This window comes from Arthrobacter sp. GQ119, from assembly GCF_059759125.1.
Window position 1 is genome coordinate 92309 of the sequence record NZ_JCAXEA010000014.1, and the last position, 24702, is coordinate 117010.

General features: G+C 66.8%; 19 protein-coding genes and 1 riboswitch. Of the genes, 8 read left to right on the forward strand and 11 right to left on the reverse strand.

Annotation, left to right across the window (positions count from 1 at the left end):
* Window positions 1-73 precede the first annotated feature (73 nt).
* Entirely contained in the window at window positions 74-898 is an 825-nt protein-coding gene (locus tag AC6CH3_RS14150) for a M23 family metallopeptidase (RefSeq protein WP_498133048.1), read from the reverse strand.
* 4 nt (window positions 899-902) lie between these two features.
* A riboswitch (cyclic di-AMP (ydaO/yuaA leader) is annotated at window positions 903-1112 on the reverse strand.
* 169 nt (window positions 1113-1281) lie between these two features.
* Window positions 1282-1977 carry an iron-dependent transcriptional repressor DtxR gene (locus AC6CH3_RS14155; RefSeq protein ID WP_498133049.1) on the reverse strand — a complete coding sequence of 232 codons (696 nt, stop codon included), beginning with the start codon at window positions 1975-1977 and terminating at the stop codon, window positions 1282-1284.
* A gap of 328 nt (window positions 1978-2305) precedes the next feature.
* On the opposite strand from AC6CH3_RS14155, the gene serC reads away from it, so the two are divergent.
* Window positions 2306-3436, forward strand: coding sequence for a phosphoserine transaminase (serC, locus tag AC6CH3_RS14160; RefSeq protein ID WP_498133050.1), 1131 nt, complete (start codon window positions 2306-2308; stop codon window positions 3434-3436).
* Between the two features lie 82 nt (window positions 3437-3518).
* Here the strand turns inward: serC and AC6CH3_RS14165 are convergent, their stop codons facing one another.
* Both AC6CH3_RS14165 and AC6CH3_RS14170 read right to left on the reverse strand, forming a co-directional pair.
* Window positions 3519-4070 (reverse strand): DUF3027 domain-containing protein, encoded by a 552-nt coding sequence (locus AC6CH3_RS14165; protein WP_498133051.1) that lies wholly within the window; start codon window positions 4068-4070, stop codon window positions 3519-3521.
* A gap of 6 nt (window positions 4071-4076) precedes the next feature.
* Window positions 4077-4460: a cold-shock protein gene (locus AC6CH3_RS14170; RefSeq protein ID WP_498133052.1), complete on the reverse strand. Its 384-nt coding sequence runs from the start codon at window positions 4458-4460 to the stop codon at window positions 4077-4079.
* A gap of 181 nt (window positions 4461-4641) precedes the next feature.
* On the opposite strand from AC6CH3_RS14170, the gene AC6CH3_RS14175 reads away from it, so the two are divergent.
* From AC6CH3_RS14175 to AC6CH3_RS14200, 6 genes are all read left to right on the forward strand, one after another.
* A complete protein-coding gene (locus AC6CH3_RS14175) occupies window positions 4642-4875 on the forward strand; it encodes a hypothetical protein (protein ID WP_494035394.1) in 234 nt (77 codons plus the stop codon).
* Between the two features lie 10 nt (window positions 4876-4885).
* Window positions 4886-7387 (forward strand): helicase-associated domain-containing protein, encoded by a 2502-nt coding sequence (locus AC6CH3_RS14180; RefSeq protein ID WP_498133053.1) that lies wholly within the window; start codon window positions 4886-4888, stop codon window positions 7385-7387.
* A gap of 13 nt (window positions 7388-7400) precedes the next feature.
* Window positions 7401-9047 (forward strand): DNA repair helicase XPB, encoded by a 1647-nt coding sequence (locus AC6CH3_RS14185; RefSeq protein WP_498133054.1) that lies wholly within the window; start codon window positions 7401-7403, stop codon window positions 9045-9047.
* A 63-nt stretch (window positions 9048-9110) separates the two neighbouring features.
* Complete coding sequence (locus tag AC6CH3_RS14190; protein WP_498133100.1) at window positions 9111-9824, forward strand: response regulator transcription factor; 714 nt, start codon at window positions 9111-9113, stop codon at window positions 9822-9824.
* A gap of 2 nt (window positions 9825-9826) precedes the next feature.
* The gene (locus tag AC6CH3_RS14195) at window positions 9827-11371 is read left to right on the forward strand and encodes a sensor histidine kinase (RefSeq protein WP_498133055.1); all 1545 of its coding nucleotides are present in this window, start codon (window positions 9827-9829) and stop codon (window positions 11369-11371) included.
* A gap of 116 nt (window positions 11372-11487) precedes the next feature.
* Window positions 11488-11775, forward strand: coding sequence for a WXG100 family type VII secretion target (locus AC6CH3_RS14200; protein ID WP_494035389.1), 288 nt, complete (start codon window positions 11488-11490; stop codon window positions 11773-11775).
* Between the two features lie 7 nt (window positions 11776-11782).
* Here the strand turns inward: AC6CH3_RS14200 and AC6CH3_RS14205 are convergent, their stop codons facing one another.
* The 6 genes from AC6CH3_RS14205 to AC6CH3_RS14230 all read right to left on the reverse strand — a co-directional run bounded on the left by AC6CH3_RS14205 (window position 11783) and on the right by AC6CH3_RS14230 (window position 17723).
* Window positions 11783-12859 carry an RNase H family protein gene (locus AC6CH3_RS14205; protein ID WP_498133056.1) on the reverse strand — a complete coding sequence of 359 codons (1077 nt, stop codon included), beginning with the start codon at window positions 12857-12859 and terminating at the stop codon, window positions 11783-11785.
* 202 nt (window positions 12860-13061) lie between these two features.
* Window positions 13062-14690: a chaperonin GroEL gene (groL, locus tag AC6CH3_RS14210; protein WP_498133057.1), complete on the reverse strand. Its 1629-nt coding sequence runs from the start codon at window positions 14688-14690 to the stop codon at window positions 13062-13064.
* A 289-nt stretch (window positions 14691-14979) separates the two neighbouring features.
* Entirely contained in the window at window positions 14980-16251 is a 1272-nt protein-coding gene (locus tag AC6CH3_RS14215; RefSeq protein ID WP_498133058.1) for an ABC transporter substrate-binding protein, read from the reverse strand.
* 59 nt (window positions 16252-16310) lie between these two features.
* On the reverse strand, window positions 16311-16514 hold the full coding sequence (locus AC6CH3_RS14220; protein ID WP_400581172.1) for a cold-shock protein: 204 nt from the start codon (window positions 16512-16514) through the stop codon (window positions 16311-16313).
* 159 nt (window positions 16515-16673) lie between these two features.
* Window positions 16674-17309 (reverse strand): LytR C-terminal domain-containing protein, encoded by a 636-nt coding sequence (locus AC6CH3_RS14225; RefSeq protein WP_498133059.1) that lies wholly within the window; start codon window positions 17307-17309, stop codon window positions 16674-16676.
* A gap of 51 nt (window positions 17310-17360) precedes the next feature.
* A complete protein-coding gene (locus AC6CH3_RS14230) occupies window positions 17361-17723 on the reverse strand; it encodes a DUF3263 domain-containing protein (protein WP_498133060.1) in 363 nt (120 codons plus the stop codon).
* Between the two features lie 107 nt (window positions 17724-17830).
* Here AC6CH3_RS14230 and AC6CH3_RS14235 point away from each other — a divergent pair, with 107 nt between their 5' ends.
* Window positions 17831-18652, forward strand: a complete 822-nt coding sequence (locus AC6CH3_RS14235; protein WP_498133061.1) for a uracil-DNA glycosylase — start codon at window positions 17831-17833, stop codon at window positions 18650-18652.
* Here AC6CH3_RS14235 and AC6CH3_RS14240 read toward each other — a convergent pair.
* On the reverse strand, window positions 18624-24686 hold the full coding sequence (locus tag AC6CH3_RS14240) for an Ig-like domain-containing protein (protein WP_498133062.1): 6063 nt from the start codon (window positions 24684-24686) through the stop codon (window positions 18624-18626). The two genes, AC6CH3_RS14235 and AC6CH3_RS14240, sit on opposite strands and share 29 nt — an antisense overlap.
* Window positions 24687-24702: the final 16 nt, after the last annotated feature.

Sequence of the window (24702 nt, forward strand, 5' to 3'; positions counted from 1 at the left end):
AACAGTTCGGAGGCAATGTCACATTCAGGTCACGGCGTGTAACGGGAATATGAGAGTTCTCCATCGGCTTTGCTTACAGCCAGCCTTCGGGATCAACGACTTCTCCGTTGACCATCACCTCAAAGTGGAGGTGGCAGCCGGTGGATGCGCCGGTGGTCCCGCTAAGTGCCACCGCGTCGCCCCGACTGACCTTCTGGCCAACCTGAACGCTCGATGACGACAAATGGTTATACGTGGTTTCGAGGCCGTTGCCGTGGTCGATGACAACCCTGTTGCCGCCGCCGAACTCGTGCCAGTCCGCATACGTGACCGTGCCGCTGGCCGCTGCGTACACCTCTGTCCCACACTGGGCCGCGAAGTCCTGGCCACGGTGGAACTCTCCGGCGCCGCCAGTGATAGGACTCACGCGGTATCCGAAGGGCGAGGACTTCACCATGGTCGCCAAGGGCGAGCCAAGGCTGCCGACGGAGGCCGCGCGGCTAATGCTGCCGGCGGACTGGGCGCTCAGGAGTTGCTTGAGCTTGCCGTCCGGGTCGCCGGCTGTCGCCACAGAGGTGCGGCTGAAGTCAATCTTGGCTGCCGCCTCGGCGGAGACCTCTGGCTGCGGCGTGGCGGCACCTGCGCCGGCGGAGGCACTGTGGTCGGCCGTGGCCAGGACCGGGCTCGTGGCGGGGACTGTGACCGTCAGCAGGAGGCCCGAGGCGGCAAGAGCCACCCCGACTTTCTGGCCAACTCCGCTGGCAGCGGCGAAGTCAGCGACCTGACGGAAAGGACTGCGCTGCTTCCGCGCTTGACGCTGCGCATCGCGGGGTCGCTCAGCGGCGACCGCTACGGGCGTGCGGGGCTCCGCAGCGGAGCCGGTAGCGCGGCGGCGGCCCCGGGCATTCTGCATGGTCAAGAACGGTTCCTCTCTGGGTAGCCTGCGAAGTTAGCTGTCGGATTCGGGTCAGAGAGTTGATCGACCCGGTCCGCAATGACAAGCCTTTTTTGGCACAGGGGTATCCGGAGATTCCGTCTGTGGAAGGTGGCTTGCTGCTGCGGACTTCACCCCAAGGCCGTGTTGAACGGCCAGTTGTGGTTCCTCCGCCTCTGCCAGAAGGTGTTTCGAGCGACTGATCCGCTGGCAGAGTTCGGCTCCGGATCAGGTAACGCTTTGGTATCGGCGCTGCGACTTAACTATAGGTGATTAAATCGGGCAGTAATAATTCCGTTATCTTGGTTGTGCAAAAGTGGTGGGTCGTCCTGCCAGCTGATGTCGGACAAATCTATACCGGAGGTGACTCAGGCCACCCGGACAAACACGTGCGCAGCAACTTCGGGCGGCAACTCGAGGGCGCCGTCGATGCCAGGGACGCGCACGGAAATGTACTCCCCGACCCGTTCCAGCGACACGGTCGCGCCCGGGCGGATCCCGCCCTCGTCCAGCTGTTGCAGGAGTTCGGGCTCGACCTGAATCGGTTCGGCGAGCCTGCTGACGGTCACCCGCGAGTCCGGGCCGTAACTGCCCATGGCGTCCAGCAGGTTCAGGTCGCCGTCGGTAAAGGTACCCGACGGCTCGCCGCCCAGCGCAGCCAGCCCGGGAATGGGGTTGCCATAGGGCGATTCTGTGGGGTGATTCAGCATCTCATAGATCCTGCGTTCCACGCGTTCGCTCATCACATGTTCCCACCGACACGCTTCGTCATGAACGTAGGCCCAGTCCAGGCCGATGACGTCGGCAAGCAGCCGCTCGGCCAGCCGGTGCTTGCGCATCACCTCGGTGGCGCGCTTGCGCCCTACTTCCGTCAGCTCCAGGTGCCGGTCGCCGGTAACCACCACCAGCCCGTCCCGCTCCATCCGTCCGACGGTCTGGGAGACGGTGGGACCCGAATGGCGGAGGCGCTCGGCGATGCGGGCACGCAGTGCCACGATGTTCTCTTCTTCCAGCTCCAAAATGGTCCGAAGATACATCTCCGTGGTATCGATCAGATCCGTCATTCAGCTCAGCTCCTCGAGCACAGTACTTGCGTTCTCCCACGGTACCGCGGGCCCCTCGTCTGGCGGCCCGGCATCCAGCCGCCGCGGCCCCAATCCGGCGGCGGAGCAACGCCGGCTGTCCGCCCGTTCGTCCACCAAAAGCTTAGCCTATTTTGAATTACTCCGGATAAACCGCCGCGTCTCAATGACTGGACTGTGACGGGCGCGGTTCCCGGGATTTCCGCGTCTCAGGCAGAATAAAGGGGGCCTTCGCGGGCAGCCGTACCTGACCGCCGGTCACCAACTGTCCCCGCCGATCCGCAAGTCCATGCCGAAAATTGGAGCCCCTGTGAGCGAGACCAGCATCACTATCCCAGCAAACCTCCTGCCCAAGGATGGACGGTTCGGCGCCGGACCTTCCAAGGTCAGGCCCGAGCAGGTCGAGGCGCTGTCCGCAGCCGCCACCACGCTCCTGGGCACGTCCCACCGCCAGGCGCCGGTGAAGAACCTTGTCGGATCGGTCCGTGAGGGCCTCAGTACGTTCTTCCGCGCCCCCGAGGGCTACGAAGTTATCCTCGGGGTGGGCGGCTCGACGGCGTTCTGGGACGTGGCGAGTTTTGGCCTCGTTGAGCAGAAGGCCCAGCACCTCTCCTTCGGTGAGTTCGGTTCGAAGTTTGCCGCGGCCACCAATAAGGCCCCGTTCCTTGCGGACTCGTCCATCATCAAGTCCGAGCCGGGAACCTGCCCCGAGCCCCGGGCAGAGGCAGGCGTCGACGTCTACGCCTGGCCGCAGAACGAGACCTCCACCGGTGTTGCCGCCCCGGTCAAGCGGGTGAGCGGCGCCGACGCAGGTTCCCTCGTCCTCGTGGACGCCACGTCCGCCGCCGGCGGGCTGGACGTAGACGTCGCCGAGACCGACGTTTACTACTTCGCACCGCAGAAGAACTTCGCTTCCGACGGCGGCCTGTGGCTGGGTCTCTTCTCCCCCGCCGCGCTGGAGCGTGCCGCGCGGATCAAGGCCGGCGGCCGCTGGATCCCGGACTTCCTGGACCTGCAAACGGCGATCGACAACTCGAAGCTGAACCAGACCTACAACACGCCGGCCCTGGCCACCCTGGTGACCCTCGACGCGCAGGTGCAATGGCTCAACTCCAACGGCGGCCTCGACTTCGCCGCCGGCCGCACCGCCGACTCCGCCGGCCGGATCTACAAGTGGGCCGAGGCCTCCGGGTTCGCCACGCCGTTCGTCGCCAACGCCGCGGAACGCTCCAACGTCATCGCCACGATCGACTTTGATGACTCAATCGATGCCGCGGCCATCGCCAAGGTACTGCGCGCCAACGGCATCGTCGACACGGAACCGTACCGCAAGCTGGGACGCAACCAGCTCCGCATTGCGACCTTCGTGGCGATCGACCCTGCGGACGTTTCGGCGCTGCTGGAGTGCATCGACTACGTGGTGGGCCAGCTGAAGAAGTAGCCTCCCCGCGCCGCTGCCACAGGCAGCATCAGCGTTCGACGGCGTCGTCCGGGCTCGTGTCCCGGACGGCACCGTTCGCCGTTCAGCCTTCCTCGGCGGCCGGTTCCTTCGCGGTTTCCTTTACGGCTGGCTCCGACGAAACCTCCGGCACCTCCATGGCGCCGGCACCGGAAGTGCCCGCCGCTGACGCGCGTGCCCCGGCGGCAGCGGCCCGGGGTGCGTCTTCGTCCGCATGTGCATCGTCCTGGGCATCCTCCGGCCGGACACGCTCTGCCCAGGGAACCCACTCCGGGGCGAGGATCGAGTCCGCGGAGGGCAGCAGGCCCAGCTCGTTCACAGTGATCACCTTGGACCGTGAATTGCGTGTGAGCACGGCGTACCACTGCCATCCGACGTAACCGGGCAGCCTGGATTCGAAGAGGTGGGTCACCAGGCGGTCACCCTCCGTGCGCGCGGCCAGGTGTTCGCCGATTTCCGATGCCTTCGCGATGCCTTCGATGGCGGCCCTGGCCACGTCTACGGCAGCCGCGAGGACGGCGTCGGGTTTTCCGGTACGCCAGACCGGAACACCGGCACGCTTCCTGGGAGTCTTCGGTGCCGCCTTTGATTCGACCTGTTCAGGTTCCGGATTCATGGGGACCTAGGCGTCCAGCTCGTCGGCAACCTTACGCAGGGCAGCCGCGATGGCCTTGCCCTTGTTACCCTCCGGGTATTTGCCCGCGGACAGGGTGCCGGAGAGGTTGTCCAGCACTGTGACGAGGTCCTGCACCACAGGCGCGAGGTCCCTGGCATTGGGCCGCTTGGCCTTGGCGATGGATGGGGCCTTGTCCAGTACCCGCACACCCAGGGCCTGGGCGCCCTTGCGGCCGTCGGCCACGCCGAACTCGACCCGGGTGCCGGCCTTCAGTTCAGTGACGCCCCCGGGAAGCGCCGACTTGGGCAGGAACACTTCCTGGCCGTCCTCGCCCGCGAGGAATCCGAATCCCTTGTCCTTGTCATACCACTTGACTTTGCCGGTAGGCACGTAATCAACCTTCTTCGTTCTGACTGTCTAGACATGTCCGGCCATCACCGCATCCGCACCGGTGTACGGGTTCAGGGTATGACTGCCTGGTTCATGTTGGTCTGCTACTTCAAGGTTATCCTGACTGGCTTGGGATTCCTGCTTTGAGGCGCAGCCGCGGCCGGACTGTTAGCGTTACGGCATGATACCCACGCGTTTCCGGCGTCCCCTGACGGTCGCCGCAGCGGTTCTGGCAGTGCTTTCCCTGGCGTCCGTGGGAACGGTGATGGCGATGGCATACGGGGGCCAGGCCGCTCCGGCCGCGATCACGTCCGCTGCCCTCTATGGGCTTCCGCTCGCTTTCATCCTGGTATTCGTGCTGGTGATCGACAGCATTGCAGCACGCCGCCGGGCAGGAAACGGCGGCGGGCGGTAACGTTGGACTGATGTCCCTTATTCGTGCGCTCAGCAAGGAACTGGAGGCACGCAGCGACGCGTCGTTGCGTGCCCTGTTCGCTGCGCGGCCGGATCTCATTTCGCCGGGCGTACCCGATTTCGCGGCGCTGGCGGCCCGTGCCAGCGCGCGGGTCAGCGTGCAGCGGGCCCTGGAGCGCCTCAACCGGCCCCAAATGCAGGTGCTGGAGACCCTTCACCTGTGCACGAACACCGATACCGGACACAGCGCGTCGGCAGCAGGTGTCAAGAAACTGATCGCAGGCTCTTCGCTGGCCGCCGTTGAACGTATCCTGCTGTCGCTCCAGGAGTTGGCGCTGGTCCACCGTGCCGAGCCCCCTCACATCGCCAGCCCTTCCGCCCACCGGCAGCGTTTCTACCTGCCGGTGGGGAGCCTGAAGGATGTCGTGGGAATTTATCCCGCCGGGCTGGGCCGCAGCTACACGGAACTGGTCCGGCTGCAGCCAGCCTTCGCCCAGCGCGTCGTCCAGCTGGTCGGCGAACTGCACCGCAGCGGCGCCGCGATCCAGCCCGCCACCACCCCGATGGAGGCGGCGCTGGCCCTGCAGCACTGGACTTCCTCGCCCGAGGCCCTGCGTGCCATCCTCGCCACTGCGCCGGAACGCACGACGGCGCTGCTGGCCCGGTTCAGCAACTGGGCCATGGGGGCGGTCCCGCAGGCACAGCGGAAAGCGTCGGTCATCGGCGAGGGGCACGACGTCGGACCGGTGGACTGGCTGCTGGCCCGTGGCCTTCTCGTGCCGCTGGACGCGGCGCACGTTGAACTCCCCCACAGCGTGGGGATATCCCTCCGGGGCGGCGCAGTGATTGATAACTTCTCCCTCACCCCTCCCAGGCCCACCTTGGGAACCACCACCGCTTCCCTGCGCCGCAACGCCGCCCTGGGCGCAATCGCCGAGACGCTGCGTCTCACCGGCGAGCTGCTCCACGCCGTCCGGGAGCAGCCACTGGGGACCCTGCGCAGCGGCGGGGTGGGCATCCGCGAAATGCGCAGGCTTGCCGATGCCCTGCGGGCCGACCAGCATGCGGCCGCCGTCCTCTTGGAGTTCTGCGCCCTTTCGGGTCTGGTCCGGCTGGATGTGGACAGCTCCTGCTGGGTGCAGCCGACCGAACTCGAGTGGCTGGGCCTGCCCCGCCAAGAACAGTGGCTGTGGCTTGTCAATGCCTGGCTGGCCAGCGAGCGCGCCCCGTCACTGGTGGGGCAGCCCATCAACGGCCAGCCCGGCGGGCAGCCGAACCACCGGACGGCTGCAGGCGCCGCCGTCGTCAACGCCTTGTCTGCCGAGGCTCAGCGGTCTGATGCGCCGGTGGTCCGCAAAAGAATCCTGGAGATCCTCCGGGAGCTGACGATCGAAGCCGAGGCTCCGGACGGCACCGCCCCCGTCCTCGACGCCAATGCGGTGCTGCAACGCGCCGAATGGCAGCAGCCGCGGATGGCCCGGCGATTCAGCTCACTGATCCGCGGAGTCCTGGCGGAGGCCGAGATGCTTGGCCTGATCGGATCCGGCGCCCTCAGCCAGGTGGGCGCGGCCATCGCAGCCGACGCCCCCGACGAGGCGATGGACATCCTTGGCGAACACCTGCCGGCCGCCCTGAACCACGTCCTGCTCCAGGCGGACCTTACCGCTGTTGCCCCGGGGTACCTGAGCCCGGAACTGAGCCAACAGCTGCAGCGGCTGGCGGACGCCGAAGGGCAGGGTCCGGCCACGATTTACAGGTTCTCCGTGCAGTCGATCCGGCGGGCCCTGAACGCCGGACAGGACGCCGCCTCCATCCTGGACTTCCTCCGAAGGCACTCGGCCACCGCCGTTCCGCAGCCCTTGGAGTACCTCATCGAGGACACCGCCCAGAGACACGGAAAGCTGCGCGTCGGCGCCGCGGGCTGCTTCATCCAGAGCGATGACGAAGCTGCCCTCATGGAGCTGGCAGGCGAAGCCGCGGCAGCCTCCCTGAACCTGGTCAGGATCGCCCCCACGGTCTTGATCTCGCATGCGCCGCCACGGCAGACGGCGCTGGTGCTGCGCGGGCTGGGACTGTCACCCGCCGTCGAAGAACCGGAGTCCGCCGTCGTGCGGCTGAACCGCACCGCGCCGGTTGCCGGGACGGGCGCGCGGCCTGTGTACAGTGCGCCGCGGACAGCCCCGCCGGACGCCGACATCGCCGCCCAGCTCGCAGTGCTGCGCAGCCATGCGGCTGCTGCCGGCTCCAACGGCCACCGGTCCGGCGCCGCTGTCAACGGCAGCGAGGAAGCCACGCAGCTCGGGCTGGAGACCCTGCGGAAGGCGATTCGGCTTAAACAGCGGGTCACCATGAACGTCGTGGACAGCCTCGGGAATGCGAGGCTGGAAACAGTTGTTCCGGTCTCGGTAAGCGGCGGACGCGTCCGGGTGTTCGACCCCGCCAAGGACACCGAGCGGGTGCTGTCCATCCACCGGATCATCGATATCGAAGCAGCAGGGGAAATACACCCGTGAAAGATTGCACCGCGTGAACGACGGACCGCTGATTGTCCAAAGCGACAAGACCATCCTCCTGGAAGTCGACCACGAGCAGGCCACCGAAGCCAGGCACGCCATAGCGGCCTTCGCCGAACTGGAGCGCGCACCGGAGCACATGCACAGCTACCGGCTGACTCCCCTGGGCCTTTGGAACGCGCGGGCCGCGGGCCTCGATGCCGAGAAGGTCCTGGACACCCTGCTCAAGTACTCCCGCTTCCCGGTGCCGCACTCGCTGCTGATCGACGTTGAAGAAACCATGTCCCGCTATGGGCGGCTGCGGCTGGAAAAGGATCCGCAGCACGGGCTCGTCATGCGGACCAGCGACTATCCCGTGCTCGAGGAGGTCAGCCGTGCCAAGAAGATCCAGCCGCTGCTGGGACCGCGCATTGACGCTGAGACCGTGGTGGTCCACTCGTCCCAGCGCGGCCAGCTGAAGCAGCTGCTGCTCAAGATCGGCTGGCCTGCGGAGGACCTGGCCGGCTATGTCGACGGCACACCCCATCCGATCATGCTGGACGAGTCCGGCTGGAAGTTGCGGCCTTACCAGCAGCTGGCTGCTGAGAACTTCTGGGCCGGAGGCAGCGGCGTGGTGGTGCTCCCGTGCGGCGCGGGTAAAACCCTGGTGGGGGCCGCAGCCATGGCCACCAGTTCAACCACCACGCTCATCCTCGTCACCAACACCGTTGCGGCACGCCAGTGGAAAGACGAGCTGCTCAAGCGGACCTCGCTCACGGAAGCCGAAATTGGCGAATACTCCGGCGCCGTCAAGGAGGTCAGGCCTGTCACCATCGCCACATACCAGGTGCTCACCACAAAGCGCGGCGGACTGTATCCTCACCTCGAACTGGTTGACGGTCACGACTGGGGCCTGATCATCTACGACGAGGTCCACCTCCTGCCTGCGCCCATCTTCCGGATGACGGCAGACCTGCAGGCCCGGCGCCGCCTGGGCCTCACGGCCACCCTGGTCCGCGAAGACGGCCGCGAGGGCGAAGTGTTCAGCCTCATCGGCCCCAAGCGCTACGACGCGCCGTGGAAGGACATCGAGGCACAGGGCTACATCGCGCCCGCGGACTGTGTGGAGGTGCGGGTGGATTTGCCCCGCGACGAACGCGTTGCCTACGCCATGGCCGAGGACGCCGACAAGTACCGGCTGTGCGCCACGTCGGAAACCAAGACCCTGGTGGCGGAGCAGCTGGTGGAAAAGCACCACGGCGAACAGGTGCTGGTGATCGGCCAGTACATCGACCAGCTCGATGAGCTTGGCGGGCGACTGAACGCCCCCGTGATCAAGGGCGACACGTCGGTGAAGGAGCGCCAGCGGCTCTTTGATGCTTTCCGGGCCGGCGAGGTCCAGACCCTCGTCGTCTCCAAGGTGGCGAATTTCTCCATCGACCTCCCGGAAGCATCCGTGGCCATCCAGGTCTCCGGGTCCTTCGGTTCCCGGCAGGAAGAGGCCCAGCGGCTCGGCCGGCTGCTGCGCCCCAAGCAGGACGGCAGGGCTGCACGATTCTATTCGCTCGTGGCCCGGGACACCCTCGACCAGGACTTCGCCGCCAAACGCCAGCGGTTCCTGGCCGAACAGGGCTATGCCTACAGGATCATGGACGCCAAGGACGCCGGCGCCGTGGGATAGGGCCCACTGAACACACAACATACATCCAGACAACTCCCAGACTCTGGGAGCATCATGGGAACTATGAAAAAGAACGGTGCCGAAGCAAAGCTTCTCGTGGTCGATGACGAACCCAACATTCGCGAGCTGTTGTCCACGTCGCTGCGCTTCGCCGGATTTGAGGTCATCTCCGCAGCCAACGGGCGTGACGCCCTGGCCGCCGCCGAAGCCGATGCGCCCGACCTGGCCGTACTGGACGTCATGCTTCCGGACATGGACGGCTTCACCGTCACGCGCCGGCTGCGCGCCGCCGGCAAGCACTTCCCTGTCCTGTTCCTGACGGCCAAAGACGACACCGAGGACAAGGTCACCGGACTCACGGTGGGCGGCGATGACTACGTCACCAAGCCATTCAGCCTCGACGAGGTGGTAGCGAGGATCCGCGCGGTGCTTCGCCGCACCCAGCCCATGCTGGACGATGACGAGGCGGTCATCCGGGTGGACGACCTCGAGCTCGACGACGACGCCCACGAGGTGCGGCGCGGTGGCACCGTGATCGAGCTGTCTCCCACCGAGTTCAAGCTCCTGCGGTACCTCATGCTCAATCCGAACCGTGTCCTGTCCAAGGCGCAGATCCTGGACCACGTCTGGGAATACGACTTCAACGGCGACGCTTCGATCGTTGAATCCTACATTTCCTACCTCCGCCGCAAGGTGGACATCGATCCTGAGGCCCCGGCCCTTATCCAGACGAAGCGCGGCGTGGGCTACGTGCTCCGGACGGCAGAAAAGCGCTGACCTTGCTCGAACGTTGGAAGTCCGCCACACTCCGGTCACAGCTGGTGGCCATCATGATGGCGCTTATGCTGGTGGCCCTCGCGGTGACGGGGGCGGGTACGCTGACGCTGCTGCGCAGCTATCTCGAAGGCCAGGTGGACGACAAACTCCGGGCCGCGGTCCAGTCCGCCGAGCGGCAGCGGTCCTTCAACCAGTTGATTGTGCCGAACCCTGTGGTGCCGACGGACTACACGGTCACCATCTATTACCCGGACTCTGCGCCAACTAATCTGGACGGCAAGTCCGACCGCCCGGACATCGACTCAATCTCCGTGGATGATGCCCGTCAACGCGGGTTGAAGCCCTTCCAGGTCCGGGGCAGCGACGGCAAGAACTGGCGCGTGGTCGCGGTCAGCGTGGTCGACAGCGACCAGCAGCGGGCCGTCGTCGTTGTCGGGCTGCCGCTCTCTCCGGTGGACGAAGTACTTCGCCACGCCACGCTCGTGGTCGTGGGCGTGGGTCTGCTCACCATGATCCTGGCCTCCTTTATCGCGTCCTGGACCGTGACGAGGTCCTTCAGGCCCCTGGCCAGGGTCGAAAAGACTGCCGCAGCCATTGCGGCCGGGGATCTGTCGCGCCGTGTGGCGGTGGAAAACCCGTCCACCGAAGTCGGCCGCCTGGGGCGCTCGCTCAATGCCATGCTCGCCCACATCGAGGCGGCCTTCGCTGCCCGGATGGCTTCGGAGGGCCGGATGCGGCGCTTCGCGGCGGACGCCTCCCATGAACTGCGGACTCCACTGGTGACCATCAGGGGCTACTCGGAACTCTATCGCCATGGTGCCCTGCAGTCCGAGGAGGACATTGCCAGTGCCATGGGCCGAATCGAGAGCGAGGCCAAGCGCATGGGCTCCATGGTGGAGGACCTGCTCCTGCTTGCCCGGCTGGACGAGCAGCGGCCGCTGCAGCGGAAACCCGTTGACCTGCAGCTGCTCGCCCACGACGCCGTCGTGGATACCCAGGCCAGCGACCGGGGGCGCACCATCACGCTGATGGGACTCGACGGCGGACACGCCGCGCCTGCCCCCGTTCTCGGCGATGAGGCAAAGCTCCGCCAGGTCGTGGGAAACCTCGTGGGCAACGCCCTCCGATACACGCCGGAGGGGACCCCGATCGAACTCGCCGTCGGCGTAAGGACCGGTGCGGAGGGCGAGCCGAGGGCTGTGCTCGAAGTCCGCGATCATGGACCCGGAATTCCGGACAGCGAAGCGCCGAAGATCTTCGAGCGCTTCTACCGGTCGGACACCTCCCGCACGCGCGATACCGGCGGCAGCGGTTTGGGCCTGGCAATCGTGGCCGCCATCGTCGGCTCGCACGGCGGCTCCGTCCGGGTCGACGCCACCGAGGGCGGCGGTGCCACGCTAGTGGTCAGCCTTCCCCTCCGGGACGACTCACAGGAGGCTTCCCGCGGGGACGGCGTAAGCGGGGACGGGGCGAGCGAGGATCTCGGGACCAGGGACGACGGACCGGAGCGGGGAGGCCCCGGCGGCGGCCAGGTTATCCACATATAGGGATTTCCTGTGGTGGCCGCTGCGGCCGGGTCCATAGGCTCGACCCAGCGGGTCGGAAAACCGGCCCTCCGCCGGTCACTCCAGTGCCGGTCCACCGCGCGTCGAGAGGCACAGCCATGAGCATCATTTCCGTTGATACCGAACTCCTCCAGGTGAAGTCAGCCAACGTCAGGGCCACCGTTGACCGCATCAGCGCCGACGTGCAGGCGATGAAGCACGGCCTGGACGAACTCCAGGCCACGTGGCGGGGTTCTGCGGCCACGAACTTCCAGGCACTCATCACGGAATGGACGCTGACGCAGGGGAAGGTGGAAGCCTCCCTGGCCTCCATCAACCTCGCGCTGCAGTCGGCGGCCACCACGTACGCGCAGGCGGAACAGGGCAACGCCCAGCGGTTCAGCTGAGGGCCGGTCAGGCCTCCGGGGTGCCCTGGTGGAAGCGGAGGCGCCACTGTCCGCCGTGCAGGACCCAGACGGAGCTCCGCAGGGCCGCACCGTCCCGTGAGAGGCTGCGGTACGTCAGCAGGATGGTGTCCGCGCCGATCCGGTCGGCAGAGATCAGCTCCAGCTCCATCGGACCGCCGGGGCTTTCCTCCAGGGACATCATCATGGCGTCCCGCGTCCAGATCCTTCCGGAGCTGCCGATCTCCATGAACTCCGGGTGCAGGAGCACTCCCGTCCGGCCGATATCGCTGCGTACATCCGGACGGAGGAGCTCACGTTCCAGCGCCTCGACGGTTTCTTCCGGGCTCGGGCCCCTTCCCGGTGGCACCGCGAATGCATCTGCATCGAGCTCGCTGAAAAGGTCGGGCTCCGGCTCGCTGAAAAGGTCGGGCTCCGGTTCGCTGAAAAGGCCGGGTTCTTCGGTTTCGTAGGTGCCCATGCCGCCCTGCCTCCGAAGGTCGGCGACGGCGGAACCCGGGCGGGATGCCACAGCTACGGAGCCTGCCCCGGCAGCCGGTGCGCCGGAACTCTGTGCGCTGGCATCCTGTGCGCTGGCATCCGATGCGCCCAGCGCGGCCGGTCCGCGGAAACCTGGTCCGGACCGTGCCGCGATTCCCTGCTGGTACGCCAGGGCAACGGCCCGGGCCCGCTCGTCCGCTGCCTCGTTGAGGTCGTGGCCGGCGTGGCCCCTGACCCATTCGAATCGGTACTTGCGCCCCACCAGTTCCCTGTCGATGTCCTTGAGGAGGTCCACGTTCAGCACCGGTTTGCCGTCGGCCTTGCGCCAGCCCTTGCGCTTCCAGCCCGGCATCCATTTGGTGATGCAGTTGATGACGTACTGGCTGTCGCAGAGGATGTGCAGGTCCTCCTGTGGGACGTGTGCCGTGGCGCGGAACAGGTCCAGCACAGCCATGAGCTCACCCTGGTTGTTCGTTCCGTGCGGCCACCCTCCGGCGCGCCAGCAATCGTTGTTCACATACCAGGCCCATCCGGCGGGACCGGGATTTCCTAAGGCCGAACCGTCGGCCGCTGCTGTAATCGTCACGAATCCATCCTGCCAGACCCTGCCGACACTGAAACTCAGTGCCATAAAACCCGCGGAGCGACGGACCTGTGGAGCGGCCACGCCGGGCCGTAAGACACGCCAAGCCGTCGAACATTCCGGGCCGTTAAAACCAGCAGCGACCCCACCCGAAGGTGGGGCCGCTGCTGCTCTTACGCGTTTGAGCGACTAGAAGGCCTGGGGGTTAGAAACCGCCCATGCCGCCCATCTCGTCGCCGCCGCCCATGGCCGGAGCGTTCTTCTCCGGCTTGTCGGCGACTACTGCCTCGGTGGTGAGGAACAGTCCGGCAATGGAAGCCGCGTTCTGCAGGGCAGAGCGGGTTACCTTGACCGGGTCGTTGATGCCGGCAGCCAGCAGGTCGACGTACTCGCCGGTTGCAGCGTTCAGGCCATGGCCTGCGGGCAGGCCGCGGACCTTGTCGACCACAACGCCGGGCTCGAGGCCTGCGTTGAAGGCGATCTGCTTCAGCGGAGCATCGATGGCAACACGGACGATGTTCGCACCGGTTGCTTCATCGCCGGACAGGTTCAGGTTGGCGAATGCCTTGAGACCCGCCTGGATGAGGGCAACGCCACCACCGGCGACGATGCCTTCCTCAACGGCAGCCTTCGCGTTGCGGACTGCGTCCTCGATGCGGTGCTTGCGTTCCTTGAGCTCAACTTCGGTAGCGGCTCCGGCCTTGATGACTGCCACGCCGCCGGCCAGCTTGGCCAGGCGCTCCTGCAGCTTCTCGCGGTCGTAGTCGGAGTCGGAGTTTTCGATCTCGGCGCGGATCTGGGAAACGCGGCCGGCGATCTGGTCGGCGTCGCCTGCACCTTCGACGATGGTGGTCTCGTCCTTGGTGACAACCACCTTGCGGGCGCGGCCCAGGAGTTCGAGGCCAGCGGTCTCGAGCTTCAGGCCAACTTCCTCGGCGATGACCTGGCCACCGGTGAGGATGGCGATGTCGGCGAGCTGAGCCTTGCGGCGGTCACCGAAGCCCGGAGCCTTGACGGCGACGGACTTGAAGGTGCCGCGGATCTTGTTGACGATCAGGGTGGCCAGGGCCTCGCCCTCGATGTCTTCGGCAATGATCAGCAGCGGCTTGCTGGACTGCATGACCTTTTCGAGGACAGCAACCAGTTCCTTGACGTTGGAGATCTTGGAGTTGACGATCAGGATGTACGGGTCCTCGAGGACCGTTTCCTGGCGCTCCGTGTCCGTGACGAAGTATGCGGAGATGTAGCCCTTGTCGAAGCGCATGCCTTCGGTCAGCTCAAGCTCCAGGCCGAAGGTGTTGGACTCCTCGACGGTGATGACACCTTCCTTGCCGACCTTGTCCAGGGCTTCGGCAATGAGGGCGCCGATTTCGTCGTCACCGGCGGAGATGGACGCCGTGGCGGCGATCTCTTCCTTGGTTTCGATTTCCTTGGCGTTGTCCAGCAGTTCGCGGGTTACCGCTTCAACTGCCTTCTCGATGCCGCGCTTGAGGGACAGCGGGTCAGCGCCGGCCGCAACGTTGCGCAGGCCTTCCTTGACGAGGGCCTGTGCCAGCACGGTAGCCGTGGTGGTGCCGTCGCCGGCGACGTCATCCGTCTTCTTGGCAACTTCCTTGACCAGCTCGGCGCCGATCTTCTCGTAAGGGTCGTCCAGCTCGATCTCCTTGGCGATGGAAACACCATCGTTGGTGATCGTGGGGGCGCCCCACTTCTTTTCGAGGACGACGTTGCGTCCACGCGGGCCGAGGGTGACCTTGACGGCGTCGGCGAGGATGTTCAGGCCCCGCTCAAGACCGCGGCGTGCCTCTTCATCAAATGCAATGATCTTGGCCATAACGGCAGTAGTCCTTTCGGGACAGTCGTTAAGAATGAACCTTGCTGCGGTGCCCGCGACGGACGATCGTTCCTGCAGGCCTCTGTACGCCGGCAGTCCGGATCTCACCCCAACCAGGTATTTCTTCGCTCCCTTACACGTCCGCCAACCTCGCTGCCGGCCTGGGCCGGGCGAGGCATTAGCAGTCGATGCTCAGGAGTGCTAATCAATAATTAGCACTCCCCCGGGGAGAGTGCAAGCAGTGGCCGTGAAAACCGGAACGAATCCGGGGCCGCTTCGCTCCCGGCGATCAGCCCGCTGCCCGGCTGGCTGTTTCGCTGCCGGTGAGTTTCGCCCTGTTGTCCGCGCCGAAGGTGAACACCATGTATTTGGCCACCGTCACGTCGCCGTTCGCGTCGAACCGGACGGGGCCCGACTCGCCGTCATAATCCACAGCCGTTCCGGCCCGGACGGCGGCAAGGCACTCCTTGTACGTCCGGCAAACAGCGGGCTTGCCTGCAGGCCCGGAGCCGGCACCGGCGGACCCGCCTGAGACGGCGATCAGCTTCGCGGCAACGGACGCGCCGGCGTCGTCATCGGCCGCGGCAGCCGCCAATGCTGCGAGGTTGACCGCATCGTAAGTCTCCGCGGCGAACGTCATGTCCTTAAGGTTCTTGTCCACGGCCACGAGTTCACCCTGCAGATGGGCCGAGGGGAACACCCCGGGGACGATTCCGCGGGCGCCGTCCAGCGCCCGGGAACCGAGGTCCGAGCCGTACTGCCTGAAGGCTCCGTCTGCCAGGATCAGCTGCTTCCCCGACAGTCCCGCGTTGTGGAGTTCTGCGATGGCACCCTGTGCGCCGCCGCGGGCAACGAGGACGACGGCGTCCGGTGAGGCGCCGGCGGCAGTGGCCACCGCTTTCTGCGCCTCCCCCGCTTTGAAGGCCGCCACAGTCACGGGCTCCAGTCCGGCACCCTTCGCGGAGACGGAGACGGCCGCCGACACTTCCGTGCCATAGGCGCCCTCCTCGTGGACGACGGCCAGGCTCTTGGCGCCGCCGTCCTTGGCCAGCTTCACCAGCACGGCAGCCTGGGCGGCGTCGGCCGCCGCCGTGCGGAAGTAGTATCCGCCGCTCCTGTACTCGCTCAGCTCCCCTGCCGTGTTGGCCGGCGAGATGAGCGCGACTTTGGCCTTGGACAGTACATCGATGACGGCGGGAGCGTGGCTGGAATCCGTGGGTCCGATCACCACGTCGGCTTTGGCATCCACGAGTTCCCGCGCCTGAGCCCCGGCGTCACCGCCGGGCTTTTCCGGCAACAGCTCCACGGGCCTGCCTTTGTGGCCGCCGGCCGCGTTGATCTCCTGCACGGCCAATTTGGCGGCTGCCAGCTGGGCACTGTTCAGGAACGCCTGCGTTCCGGTGTTGTCCAGGATCAGGCCGATCCGGAAGGTGCCGTCGCCGCTGGCCTCCACGGACGCAGTCCGGGCGTTTTCGCCTGAGCCGGAGCATGCGCCCAGCGCCAGGACGGCGGCAGCACCCCAGGCAGCGGCCACCCAAACAGCAGTGCGGGCGGCTCTCATGGTTCCGGTCCGCCGTCGGGCGGTCACCCTGGCAGGTCTCCGGGCGGCGCGGGCAGCCACTAGGCGGGCCGGACGTTTTCGGCCTGCGGGCCCTTTTCGCCTTCGCCGACCTCGAGCTCCACGCGCTGGCCCTCGTCGAGGGCGCGGTAGCCGTCCACCTGGATGGCGGACCAGTGCACGAAGACGTCGTCGCCCGTGCCGTCGACGGTGATGAAGCCGTAGCCTTTTTCAGCGTTGAACCATTTCACGGTTCCCAATGCCATGATCTCCACACTTTCAGATTGCTTCCGTAAGGCCCACCTCAGTGTGTGCCGTGAATTACGCGCCGAAGACTCGAAATCACTCTATCCACTGCGCCCCGGCGGGAGGCAGGCTGACAGCGGGACCCGGACTCAATAGTTATTCAGGCGTAACCCCGAAGGTCACTGGAATCCGGGGCCCAGCACCACGGCAACGGACGTCTCAAATCCTGGGCTCTCCACGAGCGTGGCGATGTTCAGCAGCTCCCCGAGGGCCTCGGCGCTGGCCCTGCGCTCGGCACCAGAGTAAAAGATGACGGACTCCTGCTGGGGCGCGCCCTGCCAGTTCGCAACCTGGCCCAGAGTCCAGCCGTCGGCCTCGAGGGTGGCGCCGACGCGGCCGGCCAGCCCGGATGTCTGCGTGCCGTTGTAGACCGAAACAGGAAGGGACTTGTCCGCGGCGGAGGTGAGCGCTTCGACGGAGGCCGGAGGGGATGCCGGGTCTGATGGTGAGGCCGCAGCCGACGACGCGTCGGCGCTCGGGGTTCCGGACGGCGCCGCTGCCTCGGACGGCGTGGGCGAGGGATCCGCCGACGGCGAGACCGCAGCGTCCGGGGCTGCTGAAGGCCCGGCAGCGGCGTCGAAGCCGAGCTGCGGAAGGAAGACAAACGCGGCCACACCAACGGCGAGAGCGCCGCTTCCCACGCTCAGGACGGGCCACAGACGGGGCCGCCTGGGTGCCGGTACGGAGCGGTGTACGCCCTGCCGGGAAGTGACCTCTGGGACCCTGTCGAATTCGTCTCGGGCATAGTTGGTCATGGTAAAAGTGACGTCCTTGTTGGTCTTCTGCCGGCAGTTCGGCACTGGCGGTTACGCGTCAGACCCCAAGCGGCGCGCGGTGCGGGCCCTCTGACGTGACGTACGTAGTCTACGCAATCTCTTCACCAACATGGGATCGTGGGCCAGCGCATGCTCGGTATCAATGAGCGCATTCAGGATCTGGTAGTAGTGCGTGGCCGACAGGTCGAACAGCTCCCGGATGGCCTGTTCCTTCGCGCCGGCATACTTCCACCACTGCCGCTCCAGCGCCAGGATCTGCTGCTCACGCTCGCTCAGCGGCGAGTTCCTCAGCTGGAAGTCATCCAGCAGGGATCCGCGCCGCGGCCCGGCGTCCGCCTCTGCGGCCTCCGCAGCAGACTGCTCCGCGAGATGGTCCTGCAACGGCTCAGCCACTGCGCACTCCTTCGCTGATTCCGGTAAAAACTCCAGCCTCCATGGTACGGAGGAATAACAGCGTTGTCATTTACGACGCGTTACGCCATGCCGCTGCCGCTGGGAGAATGATCGGTGTGACTGAACAACCTGAACCCTTGTTCGACCTGCTGCCGCCCGGGGCCGCGGGCCCTGGCTTCGTCCAGATGGCAGGGATGCCGCTGGAGGAGCTGGTGGCCGCTGACTGGGCCGGAGCGCTGGCCGGGGTGGAGGGCGAGCTGAGGTCGGCCCTTTCCTTCCTGGCAGCGGAAGTAGCGGCGGGTCACCAGGTGCTGCCCTCGCCGTCGAACGTTTTGAGGGCGTTCCGGCAGCCCCTGGCGGAGGTGCGGGTGCTGATCGTCGGCCAGGATCCGTACCCGACTCCGGGCCACGCGGTGGGTCTGGCCTTTTCGGTTGATGGCAGGACGCGGCCCATCCCCCGCAGCCTTGCGAACATCTACAAGGAACTGGAATCGGATCTGGGGTGTCCGGCCAGGGTCCACGGCGACCTCGGTGCCTGGGCGGACCAGGGCGTGCTCCTGCTCAACAGGGTCCTGAGCGTCCGCGAGGGTGCCGCCGGCTCGCACCGCGGCAAAGGCTGGGAAACCATCACGACGGCGGCGGTTTCCGCCGTCGCTGCCCGCCGGGCGCCCGATGGGCGCCGGCTCCCGCTCGTGGCGGTCCTGTGGGGAAAGGACGCCGAGGGGATGCGCCCGCTGCTGGGCGAGACTCCGGTGGTGGCCAGCGTCCATCCCAGCCCGCTGTCCGCCTCCCGGGGTTTCTTTGGGTCGCGTCCGTTCAGCCGCGCCAACGCCCTGCTGGAAGAGCAAGGCGCCGGCGCGGTGGACTGGGAACTTCCGGCAATGGCACCGGCAGCGGGGGCTACTGGCAGGCCAACGGCTGGCCGCTAAGCGTCTGGCCCGCGATGCGCATGTGACGCGTCGCGGCGTATCCGCTCTTCACGGCCCATTGGTTGGCCGCGGAACCCCGGAAGGTGTACTGCACATTGGTCCCCGTGCAGTTGATCGGCAGAATCTGCCCGTTGGGTATCCATTCGCCGCTGTCCGCGAGGCAATTCACCTGGTTGTCCGCCCCGCCACCCTGGTAGCTTGTCCAGGCACAGAGGCCGCCGAACTCGCCGTTGACCGTGAAACTGATGTTTTGATAGGTCCGTCCGCCCGCCCTCAGGACATCACTGCGGTTGCCGTCGGTGTCGACGGTGGTGATGTAAACCTCCACGTTCTGGTCGGGCTGGTCGCCCGCGAAAATTTCGCCGCCGCCCGCGGGTAGCACGCCTGAGGGACCGGTTCTGCCGTCGTCGGGGTACCGGCTGTTCCACTCGAACCTCGCTATCGGCCGGCCGTTGGCTGCCGGAGGCGCCACAGTGGTCCGCACCTGCGTGTTTCCGTAGTGGAACCCGTCGGTGATTGCCTGGAACGGCTTCCCGAAGGGAGCCACCGGATTGGCGTCCGTGAACGGACCCGGGTAGGACTGGCCGTCCACGACGTTGGTTGCGCGCACGCCGACGGTGTACGTGCCGTTGTTCGCCAGCCCGGGTATGACCCTGCTGGCAGGCATGGCGGCGACGGGGCCCCCGTTCACCCGGTACTCATAAACGGTTTCCCCGGCAGCGGCGCCGCCGGTGGCGGCGGGCGCGGTGAATGACAGCTGGGCACTGTTGTCACGCGGTTCCGCGTGCAGCCCGTTGACGGGCCCCGGAGCCCCCACCGCGCGCCGCGGATCCGACGCCGCACTGGCGCCCGAATATCCGGCCTTGTTCCGTGCGGCCACTGTAAACGTGTAGCCGGCGTCGGAATTGCCCACGGTGAAGACGGCACTGGTCCGTCCGCCGCCAACCACCTGCGACGTGTTCGGCGAGCCGGGATGGGACGCAACCACCGTGTACTCGGACACGGCGTCACCGTTGCCTTCCGGAGCGGCCCAGTTGACCTGGATGACCGAATTGCTGGCGCCTGACGTCGCGAGCGTGCTGCTCGGCTTCCCGGGAACGGCGGGCACGCCCGCCGGGATCTCGGCGGCCGAGAAAGGGCTCCAATCCGACGGCGTGGGGGCCTTGTTCTTCGCCCTGACCTGGATGCGGTACGACGTGCCGTTCGCCAGGCCGGTCCATGTGTAGCTCAGGCCCGGACCGGCCGACCTCACGGCCGCACCGGCCGGCGGGGCCGGCGAGATCTGCAGCTCGTAGCCGCTGACCGCCGACCCTGTGGTCCTGGCGGCCGGCCAGCTGACGTTGAGCTGTTTGTCCCCGAACCGCAGCGACGGCGCCTGTGGCGCCTCGGGCCGCTGATCCGGTCGCGCCGGCGCGGAGGGAGCAGAGGCTTCGGATTCGCCGATGCCGTTCACTGCGACCACGCTGAAGGTGTATTCGACGTCGTTCGTCAGGGACCCGATGGTGCACGTGTTGGCAGGACACAGCTTCGAAACGCCGCCGGTACCGGTGACCCTGTAGCCCGTGATGGCGGATCCGTTGGCAGCGGGCGGCGTCCACGTCAGCACCACGGTGCTGTCCCGCACCTCGGTGGCCACGGGAGTTCCCGGTTTGTCCGGCTTCGCCTTGACCGTCAGCCGGAGGCGGCCCTCAACCTGGCGGCGCGGGTCCGCCGTTTTGTCCTGAACCCGGTATCTCACCACCATGGTTCCCACAAACGAATCCGCGGGACGGACGTCCACCGCGTCCCCTGACACGGTGGCGCTGCCGGTGCCCGTCTCCACGACGGCGCTGACAAGTTTCAGAGGGGCATCAGGGAACGGGTTGACGTCGTTGGCCAGCACCCGGACCTGCCGCGCTTCGCCGGCCCTGGCCTCGGCCACCTCGTCGTCGTTGGCCACCGGCAGCGGACGAAGCGACGGCGTCAGCTCAACCTGGACTGCCGCCTGGGCAGAAAGCCCGCGCGGATCCGTCACTGTCAGCGGCACCGCGCCTCCCGGCTCCGGCGCATCGGCGTCGGCTTTGATGCGCAGCGACATTCCCTGCACGCTGGCACTGATTCCCTTGGGAAGCTGTCCACCCACGGCGACCTTAAGCTTGCCGCTGTCCGCGGGATCCGGATCCGACACCAGTGGCTCCAGCTCCACCACAGTCTCTTCGCCCTTGACGACGGCGGCACGGGTGGAGGACATGGCGGGCGGGTGGTTCCGGTTCGGATCGGGCAGCACGTTGATGCTGACCGTCAGCACCGAGGTCAGCGTGTCGGGCGCCTCCACGGGGCCATCGGCCACCTCGAACGTCAGTGACGCCGGTCCGGCATAGTCGTCGGCGGATGTGAAAACCAGGGACGTCGCGTCCTTGACCAGCGGCTTTCCGTTGGCGGCAACCGCGGAAACTCGGGAGTCCACGGTGATCCGGGGGGTGCGGCCCTGCCGCACCACGACGGCGTCGTCCAGGTCGACTGCCAGTTCCGTGCCGCTCACTACCTCCAGGGGCGCAGGGCTCTTCAGTGCTGGACGCTGTTCGGACGTGCCGGGCACGTGAATGAACGCAGTGGAGGCGAGCCCGTCCAGGTCCGTGACGGTGTAGGGGATGATCCGCGGTTGGGGCAGCAGCGTGATGTTGACACGGCCGTCACCGCGCACGGCGGCGTCGGCGGTTCCGGTGGCCAGGGCGACCCTGAGGTCAGAGGTCACACCGTCCGGATCCACGTCGTTCTTAAGGACGGGAACATCAACCGCGGACTTCCCCAGCGTCTCGGCGAAGGACACCCGGTCGTCCCGGGAAACCGGCGCCTTCCTCGGCGCCGCGGGAGTGACGTCGACCTTGACGGTGCCCGTGGCCTGGCCGCCCCGTCCGTCGGAAATTCTGTAGCGGATCACGACGGCGCCCGTGGCGGCGGGAGCCGTGAACCGCACCTTTCCGTCTTCGACGGACGCCTCGAGAGCCGGGTCGGCGTCAACTCCGCCCCGGATGAGGGCCAGCGCGTCGCCGTCGGGATCGGCATCGTTGTCCAGCACGTCGACGGCGACATTCCTGTTGGGCTGGACGGCCACCGCGTCATCGGCTGCCACCGGCTGATGGTTGGCCCCGCCGGCGGCACCGATGCCCACCGCAACGGTGGCTGTGCTGCGGACCCCGAAAGTGTCCGCCACGACATAGCTGAACGCGTCCTGGCCTGATGCCTTCGCAGAAGCCGTGTAGTCCAAATACGTAGCCCCGACGGTGACGGTTCCGGAAGCGGGCGCCTTGTCCAGTCCCACGAGGGACACGGAGTCGCCGTCCGGGTCTATCCCTTCCAGCGGAACCTGAATCCGGGTGGTCCGGCCAGCGATCGTGCGGGCGGTCAGGTTTTTCGGTTCCGGCCGGGAATTCTGGTCTGCGCCGCCGCCTTTGATCCGGATGGTGACCTGGGCGGAGGCCTCCTGTCCGTCCGGGCCCTGCACCACGTAGATGGCGTGCACCGTTTTCGCGGTGGGCCCGGCCTTGAACCGCAGGACGTCACCGGAAATGCCCAGCATCCCGTCCGCTGCGTCAACCGTTTGCGCCAGCTGCGGCTTCAGCGTCAGCGCCGCCCCGTCCGGGTGGCTGTCGTTGGCCAGCACATTGACCGTCGCAACGTCATTGGCGCGCACGGTGATCTCATCCGGGACGGCACGGGGCGGCCGCAACCTGGCCGGGGCAGGCACGGGCTGCACCGTCACCTCGCCCACGGCGCTCTGCTGCCCGTTGGAGACCGTGTACGTAACCACGGCAGGGGCCGTCAAACCTCGCGCATCGGTGATCTTCAGGACGCTGTGGTCCAGGACGGCAACGGACACGGGCGACCCTGATGGAACGTTTACCGATTGGATCACCAGCACGCCGCCGGCCGGATCGACGTCGTTTGCCAATGCATCCACGAGGGTCTGGCCGCCGTGCGGAAGCCGTGCGACATCCCTGACTGCTACCGGGGCGCCGGACCCGCCGTTGGTCACATCGATCCTGACGAGTCCAAGCTGGCTCGCCGGCCCGTTGGTCACCTGATAGGTAACGTAATAGGTGCCCGCGGAAGCTGCGTTGAATACGAAGGTCCCGGCGTCGTAGCGGGGCGACACCTTCGCAGCGGCCGGCCCTTCAATCCGCGCCAGCCTCAGAGTGGCGCCGGCGGGGTCGAAGTCGTTCTCGAGGGGCGATACCACGGCGTCCTGGCCGGCGACGGCGCTTATGTGGTCCGGGTTTGCCACCGGCGGCAGGGTTCCGCGCGCCCGGACCTCCACGATGACTTTGCCCTCGCTTTCGGCCCGGCCATCGGATACCCGCAGGGTGACCTGCTTGCGGCCGAGGGTGGTTCCCACGTCCTGGAACTGCATCAGTCCGTCCGGCCGCACCTGGACCTGGTCGGCGGCGTTGTCCGCTGTTGCCGCCTTCAGAAAGAGATCATCGCCGTCCGGGTCATTCCAGTCCGTCAGCACATCCTGGCTGATGGACTTTCCCTGTTCGAGCAGGATGACGGTGCTGCGCTTTTGCCTTGGCGGGCCGTTCTCGGACTCCTTCCGCACAGCCAGGGTGACCCTGGCCTGGGCGCTCTTACCCCGTCCGTCGTCCACCTGGTAGGCGAATTCTGACGTCCCGGTGGTCCCTTCCGGGACGGCAATCTGCAGGGCGGAACCGTTGTAGATGGGCTGTGCCGTGGCGTTGCCCGGCCCGGAGCCCAGGACCTTCACGGTCAGCAGGTCGCCGTCCGGGTCGGAATCGTTGTCCAGCGGGGTCAGCAGCGTGGTTTTGCCCGGCCGGACGCCGAAGACGTCGTCCTGGGCGTTGGGCGCCCGGTTGGGTTTGGTGCGGTCCGGAAGCTGGTTCAGCGGGTTCTGGTCGGCGGCGTCTTCCTTCTCCTCCTCGGAGCGGTTCGGCGGAGCCTGCAGGTCCTGCCAGTTGTTGACGAGCTGCATGGTCTGCTGGACGAGCCAGACGTTGCCGCCGCTGGTGTCATTGAGCACCACCACGCTGCGGTTGACCCTGAAGACAAGGTCCGATTCATGGGTGGCCCCGGGCACGTCGGCCAGCTTGTCTCCGCCGTCGTCGGTGCAGCTGCGCAGGTAGACGTTGCTCTTGTTCCAGGCGGCGTGCACGCAGCCATCGAGCTGCACGGGGCGCACGGGCTTTCCATTCTTGCCCGCCGGCTTTGCCGACGCCTCTCCACCGTCCAGCGGCTGCTCGATCAGGCTGCTCTGCGTTGCCACCGCCACGAAACTGCTGGCAGGCCCGGCCTGCTGCAGGCGCGCCCCCTTGCCGTCCGGGATGTCGACAGTCCTGCCGCCCGGCAGGTAGAGCCTGCCGGAGTCACTGTCGAGGAGCACAGCCTCGGTCCCCACCGTGGTGAGCTGAAGATTCCTGGCAGCGGAAAAATCGGCGTACGAAGCGGTTGCCCTGTCTCCGGCTGTCCCGGCGGGTTCCACGGTGATCCGGCTGACCTCCCGGGCCGAGGGGTCGGCGATATAGGCAGCGCCGTCCGCTCCGATGACGGCCTGCAGTTCAGGCGCCCCGGAAATCACCGGCTCTGAGGTTTTCCTGTCGAAGCTCCCCACACTCTCGGTCGAGGCGAGCCAGGCTTCGCCGGTCCCCGGGTCCGTGAAAACAAAGGCTCCCTTCCCTGCCGACGCCGTGACGCCGTCGGGAAGCCTGACCGGTTCCCCCAGGCGCATGGCCGCCGGGTCCACGGGGGTCAGCGCGCTGCCTTCGTCCACGAAAACCTCGCCGGCGTGCTGGAGGATGTCAAAACCTGCCCCCGGCGGCGTTACGCCACCGTCCAGGGTCTTTGACGGATAGTTGAGCCGGGCGGTCATTCCCACGCTCTTGTTCGTCACCCAGACGCCGCCGTCGTTGAGGTCCACGTCGGCAGTCTTGACGCCTGGGTACAGGATTGCTGCTGCCGCCACGATGGCCGTGACGGCGGACAGACCTGTGGCCTGGAGCAGCTTCCCGCGATTGGCGAAAAGCTTGGCTGGCTTTGGCATGACAGTCCCCCGGTAA

Excerpts from the sequence above, each read along its gene's own strand:
- AC6CH3_RS14175 (WP_494035394.1), top strand. The coding sequence starts at position 4,642 with ATGATACCCACGCGTTTCCGGCGTCCCCTGACGGTCGCCGCAGCGGTT.
- AC6CH3_RS14235 (WP_498133061.1), top strand. The coding sequence starts at position 17,831 with ATGATCGGTGTGACTGAACAACCTGAACCCTTGTTCGACCTGCTGCCG.
- AC6CH3_RS14240 (WP_498133062.1), bottom strand. The coding sequence starts at position 24,686 with ATGCCAAAGCCAGCCAAGCTTTTCGCCAATCGCGGGAAGCTGCTCCAG.
- AC6CH3_RS14190 (WP_498133100.1), top strand. The coding sequence starts at position 9,111 with ATGAAAAAGAACGGTGCCGAAGCAAAGCTTCTCGTGGTCGATGACGAA.
- AC6CH3_RS14220 (WP_400581172.1), bottom strand. The coding sequence starts at position 16,514 with ATGGCATTGGGAACCGTGAAATGGTTCAACGCTGAAAAAGGCTACGGC.
- AC6CH3_RS14155 (WP_498133049.1), bottom strand. The coding sequence starts at position 1,977 with ATGACGGATCTGATCGATACCACGGAGATGTATCTTCGGACCATTTTG.
- AC6CH3_RS14165 (WP_498133051.1), bottom strand. The coding sequence starts at position 4,070 with ATGAATCCGGAACCTGAACAGGTCGAATCAAAGGCGGCACCGAAGACT.
- AC6CH3_RS14180 (WP_498133053.1), top strand. The coding sequence starts at position 4,886 with ATGTCCCTTATTCGTGCGCTCAGCAAGGAACTGGAGGCACGCAGCGAC.
- groL (WP_498133057.1), bottom strand. The coding sequence starts at position 14,690 with ATGGCCAAGATCATTGCATTTGATGAAGAGGCACGCCGCGGTCTTGAG.
- AC6CH3_RS14215 (WP_498133058.1), bottom strand. The coding sequence starts at position 16,251 with ATGAGAGCCGCCCGCACTGCTGTTTGGGTGGCCGCTGCCTGGGGTGCT.
- AC6CH3_RS14225 (WP_498133059.1), bottom strand. The coding sequence starts at position 17,309 with ATGACCAACTATGCCCGAGACGAATTCGACAGGGTCCCAGAGGTCACT.
- AC6CH3_RS14200 (WP_494035389.1), top strand. The coding sequence starts at position 11,488 with ATGAGCATCATTTCCGTTGATACCGAACTCCTCCAGGTGAAGTCAGCC.